Source organism: Streptomyces sp. (genome assembly GCF_035563135.1).
Taxonomy (GTDB): Bacteria; Actinomycetota; Actinomycetes; order Streptomycetales; family Streptomycetaceae; genus Streptomyces.
The window spans coordinates 1-10,113 of record NZ_DATMVN010000274.1 but is presented as its reverse complement, the minus strand read 5'-3'; the positions used below and the strand labels follow the sequence as shown (position 1 = coordinate 10,113).

The window sequence follows — 10,113 nt, the reverse complement described above, 5'->3', positions numbered from 1 at the left end:
CTGCTCCATGCGGGTGGGCAGCGGCTGCCAGGAGGGCTCGTCGGCCATCTCGGTGTTGAGGTCGTCGACCGCCCGGGTCCAGGCGCGGGCCAGGCCGCGGGGCATGAGGGGCGTTCCCTCCGGGACGTGCTGGCCGCTGTGGTGGTTTCCGCGCAGGGACACCCACAGCGCGGCCGCGGTGCCGCCGACGTCGGCGAGCAGCTCCTGGCGCTCGGGCAGCCACCGCTTGAGCGCCGCCTTGGACAGGCGGGACAGGGCGAGCAGCTCGGTGACCGCGTCCGCCTCGCTGCCGCCCTGGGGGCGGCGCACCACGCGCAGCTCCTCGAGGAACGGGGACAGGTCCTCGATCCGGCAGGCGCACAGCTCGCCCGCCCGTACGCCGGTGTCGCTGACGACGGCGCCCACGGCGAGCATCCGCAGCTGGCCCCGGTACGGGCTGGGGGCGTCGGCGAGTTCGGTGAGCTGGGCGCGCAGCAGGGACCGGGGCCGCTTGGCGACGGGCGGCTTGCTCGGCGGGTCGGGCTGCGCCGGGAGCTCGGCGAACTCCTGCGCTCCGCACGCGGTGACCAGCAGCTTGAGGACCTCCAGGCGGATCTGCGTGGAGTGCTCCGAGCCCTTGGAGGGGTCGGCGGCCCGGCGGGCGCGCAGGTGCCCGCTGGCGGCCAGGCCCAGGTAGGCGAGGACCGGCGCGGCGGTGAAGACGTCGCGGACGCCGGCGTCGTCGCCGAGCGGGTGCTCGGGGTGGGCCAGGGCGCGGGTGTACTCGCCGACCACCCAGTTCACCTGGCGGGTGCGGGAGGCGGACACCGAGGGCCAGGACGTCACCTCGGCGGCCGCCGCGGCGAGCAGCTCGGCGCCGGTCAGCCTGTGGTCGACGACGTCGACGACCGTCTCCTCGACGCTCACGACGTCGCCTCGCCGCGTGCGGAGGTGACCCGGCTGCGGGCGGCGGTCTGCTCGGCGAGCAGCTTCACGAGGTCGGTCAGGGCCTGCGCGGCGTCGGCGGCCCGCTTGCCGGTCGGCTTCGGTGCCTCACCGTCGTAGGGGGCGAGGTGGAACCGCACGCTGCCCATGAGGCCGGCCAGCCGAGCCGGGCTCCCGTCGGTGGCCAGCAGCTCCCCGATCCCGTGCACGGTGCCCCGGATGTCGATGTCGTTCAGGTTCTGCAGGTCCCAGGCGCCGGAGGTGTCGTAGAACCGTCCGGCGACCTCCCGGAGCCGCTCGGCGTTCTCCTCGCACCACGCCTGCTCGACCCGGTCGCGGGCCTTGTCCAGGCGCTGGGAGGCGACGTCGCGACCGCGGTAGGTCTGCGCGCCGCGCTCCAGGCGCAGGGCCCGGGTCTCGGCGGACTGCCGGGTGCCCAGCCCCAGCGCGTCGGCGACCTTCTGCCAGGACGCCCCGCGGGCGCGGGCGGCCCTGATCAGCCGCAGCTCCTGGTTGTCCAGGCGGGTGCGCGCGTCGTCCACGTGCGAGAGGGCGGCGAGGACGTCTTCCGCCGGCACCTCGCGCGGCTCCTGGCCCGGCGGCAGGTAGTCGCTGAGGGCGACCAGGACGGAGGTGATCGCCTTCTCCGGGGGCAGCGAACCGCCGTACCGGGCGTCGTCCTCGTTGCCGTAGCGCTCCGTCAGGAGCTTCTCGGCGGCCCGCTTGGTCTCGTGGTGCTTCGCGTAGTCCTTCGCCATGGGCGTCAGCATTCCACTGACACTCACCAGACGTCAGCATTCCGCTGACAGTGCTAGCGGCTGTGCGATCCAAACCAGACAGCGAAACAGCGACTCAATCCGCTCGCTATACCGCTAGCGATAATGCGTGGCACAGCGGCTGAGCGGCTTCGATATCTGTTTGTCAAGCCTGTCAGCGGGAGGGACGGAGAGCCGTCATGATGACCGGTAACGCTCGCTGATACGCGGGGGGTCCGGTGCGAGCCGGACGCCGGGCACGGCCCCTGCCGTGCCCGATGCCGAGCCCTATGAGCTGGCCTGATGAAGTCGGGCAAGCGGATTGGAGGACTACTGATGATGGCTCGCCCGACGACGGCTCGCCGCGTCGCCATGCTCAACAACAAGGGAGGCGTCGGGAAATCCGGCACCACCGCCCGGCTCGCCGAGGGCCTGGCGAAGGCGGGCAAGAGGGTGCTCGTCGTCGACATGGACCCGCAGGGCAACAGCTCCGGGATGCTCGGCTGGCGGTACGACCCGAAGCTGAAGCAGCCGACGATCAGCCAGGCCATCAAGGCCAACACGGACCCCAACGAAGCACTGGGATGTGCCCGCGCGGTCTTCCAGCCGATCGGCTGGGAGTGCACCTACGCCGAGCGGATCCAGCTCGCGCCCGCGCGGCTCCCGCTGGAGAACCGGATGTCGGAGGCCGGGATCGGCGGTGCCTGGCTCCGGCTGAAGCAGGCCCTGGAAGGCGCCGACGACGGATTCGACTACGTGCTGATCGACTGTCCTCCCAGCCTGCTCCACCTCACCCAGCTCGCTCTGGCGGCCGCGCACGACGCGGTGATCGTCACCGACGCCGACGTCTACGCCATCGAGGGCGCGATCCGAGCGCGCGACCTCATCGTGAAGAAGGCGGCCACCCACCTGAGCAACCCGGACCTGCAGATCCGCGGCGTGATCCTCAACAAGTACAAGGACACCGTCCGCCAGCGGGAGCAGCGCGACTCGATCCACAGCATCTTCGGCCCGGCCGTGTGGGACCCGACGGTGAAGCACATCGAGTCCCTGGCGACCGCCAACAACAACGCCGTCTCCCTCGAGGAGTTCAAGGGCGACCGGGTCTCCGAGATCCGCGCCACCTACGAACTGCTCACCCAGACCTTCCTGAAGGAGATCCCGCTCCCGTGAGCCCGACCATCCGCACCGCAGAGAACCCGGAGCTGCCGGACGACGATGAGGACATCGCCGTCGGCGGCGACGTGAAGTCGCCGAAGAAGCGCGCGTCCGTCACGCCGAACAGCCGTAAGCAGCTCGGTCGCCCGGAGCGCCGGCGCGGCCGCAAGCCCGGCCCGACCCGCGTGATGATGAACGTACGCGTCCTGCTGGAGACCGACGACCTGGTCACCGAGATCGGCGAGGAGACCGGCATGGGCCCGCAGGACGTCACCGACGTCGCGATCGCCCACTACGCCGCCTACCTGCGGAGGACCGGGAAGCTCCCCAAGGTCCCCAAGAGCAAGGCGGACCAGGAGGAGCAGACCGAAGCGTCCTGACCCTGGCTTCCCCTTCGTGAGCGGCCCCGTGGAACTGTCCACGGGGCCGCTCGCTGTTTCCTGGCGCCCTGTCAGTGGCGGGCGCTACCGTTTCCGTACGGCTAGACGCGTACCGCCGTACACCGCCGTCCCGGCGCCCACGCCGCCCGGGACACCGTCGGTCAAGGTCTCTCGGGGCCCGCGAGTTCAAGCACTGCTCTGTCCTGGATCGGCCCCGACGTTACACACGGCCGGCGGGAGCGTGGGAGACCGCTGGGTCTGGAGTACGCATGTCGCCGAAGAAGCAGAGCACCGCGGCCAAGAAGGCCCGCGCCGCCGCCCGGGAGGGCGCGAAGTACACCGAGGCGCTGCGCAGCGCCTCCCCCGATCCCGCCGCCCCGGAGTGGGACGACCTGGTGGTGGCCGCGCTGTCCGACGTCGTCGCCGAGCACGGCGTCGTGCCCGTCACGGTGATCTGGAACGAGGACGCCCGCCACTCGATGGTCCAGCGCGACAACGGCGTGCGGTGGGGCGTCGCCGAGCCCGCCGCCGACGGCGTCGTCATCCGCGAGGTCCGCGGCGACGTCGGGGTGGTGCCCAAGGGCACGCGGGTGCCCGTGCCGCACCGCCGCGGCGACGGGCAGGTGGACGTCGCCGCCCTGTGGCCGGTGGTCTGGTGCTCGAACGACCAGCCGTTCTGGCGCTACGTCCACAACGGCTGGTCGGTGGAGGAGCCCGGCGCCTTCCCGGCCGCCCTCGATCCGGTGTGCCCGAGCCCGGACCTGCCGTACGAGGTGCGGATCTACTACGTGCCGGACGGGATCGTGGGCGAGGACCACACGGGCGGTGCACCGAGCTGGTGGACGCGGGCCTGGTCCGACAGCCTCGACAAGGCCGTCCTCCTGGCCGACGCCCTGGTCGCCCACCGGCTGAGCAACCCGTCCCGCCCGGCCGGCGGGGACTGTGGCGACCTGCGTGCCGAGGTCTGGGAGCACTCCACCACCGACCTGGGCACCCTGCCCGCCCGCGTCCACCAGGTCGACGCCGACCCGGACCGCCCCGTGGTGCCCCGGCTGCCGTTCAACGCCTGGCCCAAGGGCCGCCCGGCCTCCACCGAGCCGACCCCGGAACCGGCCTGGTTCCAGGGGGAGAAGCACCCTCCGACGTACGACCTGCGGGTCTGGTCCGAGTCGGACGGCTGGACGACGCTCGCCTGGTTCGTCGGCGGCCGCAGCCCGGCCGGGATCGCCGCCGACCTGCTGCGGGTCGGCACCGGCGGCCCGTACGCGTGGGCGGAGACCTGGGGGCCGCACTTCCCGCGCGCCGCTGCTCACGACTGGACGACGCAGGAGGGCCGGGTCCTGACGGACCGCCACCCTGATGAGTCGTACGCCGAGGGGACCGCCCGCTACGACGAGAAGCGCCGCCAGGAGACGGCCGACCTGGCGGCCGCGCTCGCCGCCCGCAGCCGTGGTGCGCTCACCGCAGAGCAGGCCGCGGCCCGGCTGGAGAAGGGCGGGCAGGAGTACCGGGACTTCCTGCACGTCGGACAGATCTGCATCATGGACGCCCTCAACGAGCAGCGCCTGGCCGCCGAGGGAGACGAACGGCTGCGGCTGCGCAAGGCGCTGGACGCCCTGGAGAAGCACCACCAGGTCGACGACTGGGTCATCGAACTGACCCGGGCGCACATGGCCACCAACCGGCGCGATGCGCACTACACGGAGGGCGCGAAGCGGTGGCGGGAGCGGGCGCTGCAGGAGTACCTGGAGCCCGGCGAGGACGTCGCCGGAGTTGACGGCCTGACCGCCTGATCGCGGCTCGCCGGGGCCTGCACCACGGGGCCGGCCCCGGCGCCCGCTGAATCCGCCCTCCGGCCCGCACCCCCACCAGACCGCTTCCTCGGCCACGCTTCCAGCCGGTGCTCCGGGTTTCTCCTGGGCACCGGCTTCCCCCTTCCCTGACCGCCCCTATTTTCCTTCATCCATCAAACTCTGACCCCCCCTCTGCTTTTCCCTGGCTACAACTCCCGCTCTCCACACCCCCGTCCTGACCTCCTGACTGACGAGACAATCCCACCCACGCTTTGAGGGACGATGAGCGTGGGTGGGATTGTCTCGTCAGTCAGGTTCTCGCAGGTCAGGACGGGGGTGCGGAGAGCGGCTTGTCACACGCTGGAAACACCCTGGTTTATAGGTGTTTTTACACCCTGGAGTTTCCGCCGGAGTTTCTTCGAGAGGCGTCCGGCGTGAGCGGCAAGACGGAGGGCGGGAGGGCCCGAGCAAGTTATCCGCGAAGCTACTCTTCGCGCGTCGCCGGACCGGGGACGGCCGACGGGAACACGACCCCGGTGTTTCGCAGCGCGGACGGCGGCCCGCCCCGGCGATACCGGTTCGCGCTGCGGAATGCCGGGGCAGCGGGGGTCTGGGGGCCGGCGAAGGCCCCCAGCGGCCGCCGGGCTACGCCACGTCGTTGAGTTCTCCCGCGACCTGGTCGCGGGGCACCAGTTCGTCGCTGGTGAGCGACGGCACGAGTTTCCCGACGTTGCCGTGCCGTCCGGGTTCGAGTTCGCGGATCCGGTAGGCCACCGGCGCCCCGGCCTCGCTCCACTCGGCCGCGTACACGATGGCGGGGCGGCCGTCGGTGAGACGGACCCGGGCGCCGTCGCCGTGGCCGCCGTGCTGCTCGACCAGGAGGTCGTCCAGCCAGCCCTTCGGGGCGAGCCAGAGCACTCCGGGCGCATCCATGTAGCCGTTGTGGTTCCGGACCGGCGTCCACGCCCGGCGCCACTGGTCGACCAGGCGGCCGACCGCGTGCCGGTCGTCGGCCTCCTGCCACGTCAGGGGTTCCCGGTCGTCGGTGTCGACGAAGTCGGCGTACGCGTCCAGCTGTGGCTTCACCTCGCCCCACCACCGCTTCGGCACCTTCGTCAGCAGCCGGGCCGCCGCGCGGTCCAGCGGTTCCATCACCGCGTCGACCGCGGCCTGGTCGTCCGCCTCGACGGCCGCCCGCAGTTCCGCCAGGCCGGGACGGAGCTCGGGGCGCTGGTCGGTGAGCATCGCGTAGACCAGGGCCAGCAGCCACGTGGCCTCGCGCGCGAAGAAGGATCCGCTCGGGTAGCCCGGCGCCGGCGGCTCGAACCGGTGGCAGAGCTCCCCGGCCCGGCCGTTCGGCAGCTGCGCCGCCCGCCGCACCTCGTACCGGACGCGCTTGGAGTCCTCCGGCCGCCAGGGGTGGCACAGCGCGCCCGGGTGCGGCGTGCCGTCGCAGTCGGTCGCGCACACGGCGCGGGCGATCGGGTAGAGGCGCGGGGGCTTCGGCTCCTGGTCGTCCTCGGCGGCCGCCGGAGCGGTTGTCAGCGAAGCGCTGACAGCGGTCTCGGGGTCGGCGGCGAGGCGTCGGCGGGCTGCGGTGTACGAGATTCCCTCGCGTTCGGCGAGCTCCCGGGCCGCGCGCTTGAACTGCTTGTCGGTGGTCACAGTCGTCTCCAGATCGGCGGGAGATCCCACGCATCCCCGCCGTGGAAGACCACGGGCAGCGGGTCGATGCGGCACGTGAAGCGGAGCCCCTTGTCCTCGTTGCCGCTCCCGGCGTGGGCGGGATGCGGCTCGGAGTCGGGCCGACGTGTGGCGGCCGACTCTCAAGGTAGCGGCTGGACACCGGGCGGGAGGGGAGATCCCGCCCTCACTTCCCGCCGGGACGTCCAGGAGATCAAAACCGCTAGCGCAACGCCTACTTTTCGCGCTCGCATTTCCGCTAGCGGAAATGATCGCCACTCGGCGACTCATGTGCGTGGGCCTTATGGATCGCCTTATAGCGAGCGTGAAAGATACCTACTGCACTGGGCTGTTGGGCTACGTTTCGAGCTAGCGCACACCACGTCAGCGTTTCACTGACGTGTCCGTGAGGCCCTGCCACCCGGGCCCGAGACCGCGCCGACGCGGCTTCGGGAGCTGTGAGGGCCGGGCGGCCGTTGCGGACACGGCGTCGGTCTCCTGCTCCTGCCCGAAGTGGCGCAGCAGGGCCTTCGTCGCGGCGGGAATCGCCGCCAGGAGCCGGGCGGCCTCGGGGTCGACGTCGGAGAGCGCCGCGGCGAGGGTGTCGATGGCCTCCGCCGCGTCCTCGGCGGCCGCGAGGTTCCACCCGGCGGGGCCGGCCGCGTCGGCCAGCGCACAGGCCGCGTCGGCGGCCGCCCCGGCGAGGGCCTCGACTCCGGGCGCGGCCCGATCGGGGAGTTCCATGCCCGGCTCAACGGAGACGGCGGAAGAAAGTACGGCGCGAAGTGTCACACGAGCATGATCATCCAGACCTCTAGCAAGTGAGAGCGGATCTCTGTCCGGAGGTCCGCGTCACGCTGATGAGGAGCGCCGACATGTCGTACGACGACACCGGCCACCGTGCGCCGGCGACCGCGCAGACGACGATCTGGACCTGGACCAGGGACGATCCGAGGGCGCGGCGCCGCCCGATTTCCAGTGCCGTATCCAGTGCCGTGAAGGATTCGGCGGCCGCACCCATCGCCGCAGGCCACACCCCTGGTCCAGGCGGCGGCAACGATGCTGACACCTCTCTCCCTGTCCCTCCTGCGTCTGGAGGGCAGAGGTCTTCAACCCCCACGGCTCCCCGGGTTCGGGGAGATGCGCTGCGGATGCTGGCCTGCGTGCGCGTCGCGACCGTCCGCCAGATGGCGCGGGTCATCACAGCCGAGGACGCGGACGGCCGCTCGTACGTGCGCCGGGCGATGCGGAAGCTGGCGGAGCAGGGCCTGGCGGAGACGAACGGCAAGCAGGGCAAGGAGCTGATCTGGAACCTGACCCGGGCGGGGCTGCGGGCGGTGGCCGACGGCAACGAGCTGCCCGCGCGGCCGCGCGCCGGCACCGGAGCGAAGGCGGTCCGTGCCGGGTTCGGCCCGCACGCCCTGGCGGTGACGGAGACGATCCTCGCCTTCGGCGGCCGCCAGCATCTGACCGACTGGCAGGTGGAGGTCAACCACGCGATCAAGGAGACCGGGCTGACGTTCAACACCGACGCCGTGCTCGCCGCGCCGGGCAAGACGTTCGAGGTCCGTCTCTTCGAGATAGACAACGGCACGATGTCGCGGGCCAAGCTCGCCCGCGAGGTCTGGGACTACGAGCGGTACGCCGGACACCGCGTCTGGGAGGGAGCCCGCGGCACCATCGGCGGCACGTTCCCGTTCTGGTCGCGCTACCGGTACACCCGCAGCGAGCGTTTCCCTCCGCTGCACGTGGTCCTGGCGGGCATGGAGGAGCACCTGCTGCAGCGGCGCCTGGAGGCGCTCGCCGAGGCGGTCGACGGCATCGCGGTCTCGGTGTTCGCCACCACGCTGCCCGCCCTGCAACGGCGCGAGAAGTGGGTGCGGCTCGGCACCGACAGCCCCGACCGCCGGCGGCAGCGGTACCCGGAGCCGGTCGGACGGTGATCTGGTGTCGGTGCTCTCGGGCATTCTTGATCAACCAGCACCGGCACAGGAGGGGGAGGACCGTGTCCAAGAAGGACGAACACCTCACCAAGGCGAAGAACTTCGTGGCAGCGGCGGAGCAACTGGCGTCGGACATCACCGACCCGGGGCAGAAGGCGCAGACGTTCGCCCTCATCGCGATCGCCCACGCCGTCATGGAGACCGGCTACGACCTCGACCACATCAGGGCCAGCATCGAGGAACACGAGTGACGGCGCTGGACACCGCTCGTTGAGTCAGTGTCCACGTGCACAGCGAAGCCCCGGGCGTCATGGCATGAGTCCCGGGGCTTCGTGCAGTGGCGAGTCGTCAGCTCGGCTTGGGTTCCGGCTCCGAGGGACGGAACATCTTCCAGACCCACTGGCCGTCCTCGAGCTGGGCCAGCAGGATGCGGTCCTGCTCGTCCCCGTCGTCGGTCGCGTCCCGCGCGTCGCGCCGCGCCATGGCGACCGCGAACAGCATCTCGGTGTGGAAGTCGTCCGGCAGCTCGGGGGCGCCGTGCCCGCCGTCCTCGGTGTCGGCCAGCACCACGATCTCGTCGGAGCCGAGCTCGGAGGCCCGGACCTGGTTCTCGCGCATGCTCAGGTAGCTGATGGCGTCGGCCCTCACCAGGGTCGACTTGGGGGCCCCGGAGGCTGGCCGGAACCTCTTCCTCATGATCCAGACGTGCTTCACGCTGTTCCCCTCCCGGAGATCGTTGGTGGTGGCCATCCTGACCGGCGGTACCGACAAACAGGGGCTCAGCGCTGGCTGTCGCCGGGGGCCAGCAGGCTGGTGACCTCGGCGAGCGCGGCCGCGCCGGGCTTGAAGTACTTCCGGGCGGCGCTGACGGACTTGTGCCTCGACTTAGCCATGAACAGCAGCAGGGAGACGCCCTGCTCGCCGAGGTGGGTCAGGCCGGAGTGGCGGAACTCGTGCGGGTCCCAGCCGGTGCCCTCCTCGCCGCCGACGCAGGTGTGCCGGTCCAGCAGGGCGCGCAGCTGGCCGTACGAGAGACGGGCCAGGCCGGTGTCGGGGCAGACGTCGCGCGGGGTGAGGAGCTTGCCGGGGCCGGGCTTGCGGTGGGTGACGAGCAGCGGGCCGCGGGTGCGCTCGCCGATCAGGCGGGGCAGGAGCCGGGCGGTGCCGGCGTCCCAGTAGACCGTCTCCGTGGCGTAGTCCTCGCGGGCCTGGCCCCGGCGGCGGACGGCCTTGGCGCCCTTGGCCTTCACCGGGCACTGCCGGGCGGAGAGGTTGAGGTCCTCGATGTTCACGCCGAGCAGCTCGTCGGCGCGGGCGCACGTCTCGTAGAGCATCCGGTAGGTGACCTTCTCGCGCAGGCCGACGTCGCGCCGGGCGATCAGGCGGTCGATGGCGGTCTTGGAGCGGACCGGGGTGTCCGAGCCGGGGTCGGGCATCCGCTTGCACCAGGCCGGGATGTGCGGCGGCTCAAGGCCCG

The 10,113-nt window shown here is 71.8% G+C and carries 10 protein-coding genes and 1 pseudogene; 5 read left to right on the top strand and 6 right to left on the bottom strand.

Annotation, left to right across the window (positions count from 1 at the left end):
- Both VN520_RS12035 and VN520_RS12030 read right to left on the bottom strand, forming a co-directional pair.
- A pseudogene (locus VN520_RS12035) lies at positions 1-906 on the bottom strand (site-specific integrase); the annotation flags it as partial.
- Positions 903-1,682: a hypothetical protein gene (locus VN520_RS12030; RefSeq protein WP_325746875.1), complete on the bottom strand. Its 780-nt coding sequence runs from the start codon at positions 1,680-1,682 to the stop codon at positions 903-905. The gene VN520_RS12030 and the pseudogene VN520_RS12035, both read right to left, overlap by 4 nt.
- 333 nt (positions 1,683-2,015) lie before the next feature.
- Between VN520_RS12030 and VN520_RS12025 the strand changes: the two genes are divergently transcribed.
- The 3 genes from VN520_RS12025 to VN520_RS12015 all read left to right on the top strand — a co-directional run bounded on the left by VN520_RS12025 (position 2,016) and on the right by VN520_RS12015 (position 5,010).
- A complete protein-coding gene (locus VN520_RS12025) occupies positions 2,016-2,852 on the top strand; it encodes a ParA family protein (RefSeq protein ID WP_325746874.1) in 837 nt (278 codons plus the stop codon).
- Positions 2,849-3,217: a hypothetical protein gene (locus VN520_RS12020; RefSeq protein ID WP_325746873.1), complete on the top strand. Its 369-nt coding sequence runs from the start codon at positions 2,849-2,851 to the stop codon at positions 3,215-3,217. The genes VN520_RS12025 and VN520_RS12020 overlap by 4 nt, the downstream gene beginning before the upstream one ends.
- A gap of 269 nt (positions 3,218-3,486) precedes the next feature.
- The gene (locus tag VN520_RS12015) at positions 3,487-5,010 is read left to right on the top strand and encodes a hypothetical protein (protein WP_325746872.1); all 1,524 of its coding nucleotides are present in this window, start codon (positions 3,487-3,489) and stop codon (positions 5,008-5,010) included.
- 645 nt (positions 5,011-5,655) lie between these two features.
- On the opposite strand, the gene VN520_RS12010 is transcribed toward VN520_RS12015, so the two are convergent.
- Complete coding sequence (locus tag VN520_RS12010; RefSeq protein WP_325746871.1) at positions 5,656-6,675, bottom strand: hypothetical protein; 1,020 nt, start codon at positions 6,673-6,675, stop codon at positions 5,656-5,658.
- Positions 6,676-7,077: 402 nt separating this feature from the next.
- Positions 7,078-7,437, bottom strand: a complete 360-nt coding sequence (locus tag VN520_RS12005) for a hypothetical protein (RefSeq protein WP_325746870.1) — start codon at positions 7,435-7,437, stop codon at positions 7,078-7,080.
- Between the two features lie 116 nt (positions 7,438-7,553).
- On the opposite strand from VN520_RS12005, the gene VN520_RS12000 reads away from it, so the two are divergent.
- Positions 7,554-8,636: a replication-relaxation family protein gene (locus tag VN520_RS12000; RefSeq protein ID WP_325746869.1), complete on the top strand. Its 1,083-nt coding sequence runs from the start codon at positions 7,554-7,556 to the stop codon at positions 8,634-8,636.
- Between the two features lie 62 nt (positions 8,637-8,698).
- Positions 8,699-8,887, top strand: a complete 189-nt coding sequence (locus VN520_RS11995; RefSeq protein WP_325746868.1) for a hypothetical protein — start codon at positions 8,699-8,701, stop codon at positions 8,885-8,887.
- Between the two features lie 97 nt (positions 8,888-8,984).
- On the opposite strand, the gene VN520_RS11990 is transcribed toward VN520_RS11995, so the two are convergent.
- Together VN520_RS11990 and VN520_RS11985 are read right to left on the bottom strand one after the other, a co-directional pair.
- Positions 8,985-9,386 (bottom strand): hypothetical protein, encoded by a 402-nt coding sequence (locus VN520_RS11990; RefSeq protein ID WP_325746867.1) that lies wholly within the window; start codon positions 9,384-9,386, stop codon positions 8,985-8,987.
- 29 nt (positions 9,387-9,415) lie between these two features.
- Positions 9,416-10,113 (bottom strand): site-specific integrase (locus VN520_RS11985; protein WP_325746866.1); only part of this gene is annotated, 698 nt, incomplete at its 5' end.

Coding starts and splice junctions, on each gene's coding strand:
- VN520_RS12030 (WP_325746875.1), bottom strand. CDS start 1,682: ATGGCGAAGGACTACGCGAAGCACCACGAGACCAAGCGGGCCGCCGAG.
- VN520_RS12025 (WP_325746874.1), top strand. CDS start 2,016: ATGATGGCTCGCCCGACGACGGCTCGCCGCGTCGCCATGCTCAACAAC.
- VN520_RS12015 (WP_325746872.1), top strand. CDS start 3,487: ATGTCGCCGAAGAAGCAGAGCACCGCGGCCAAGAAGGCCCGCGCCGCC.
- VN520_RS12005 (WP_325746870.1), bottom strand. CDS start 7,437: ATGGAACTCCCCGATCGGGCCGCGCCCGGAGTCGAGGCCCTCGCCGGG.
- VN520_RS12000 (WP_325746869.1), top strand. CDS start 7,554: ATGAGGAGCGCCGACATGTCGTACGACGACACCGGCCACCGTGCGCCG.
- VN520_RS11990 (WP_325746867.1), bottom strand. CDS start 9,386: ATGGCCACCACCAACGATCTCCGGGAGGGGAACAGCGTGAAGCACGTC.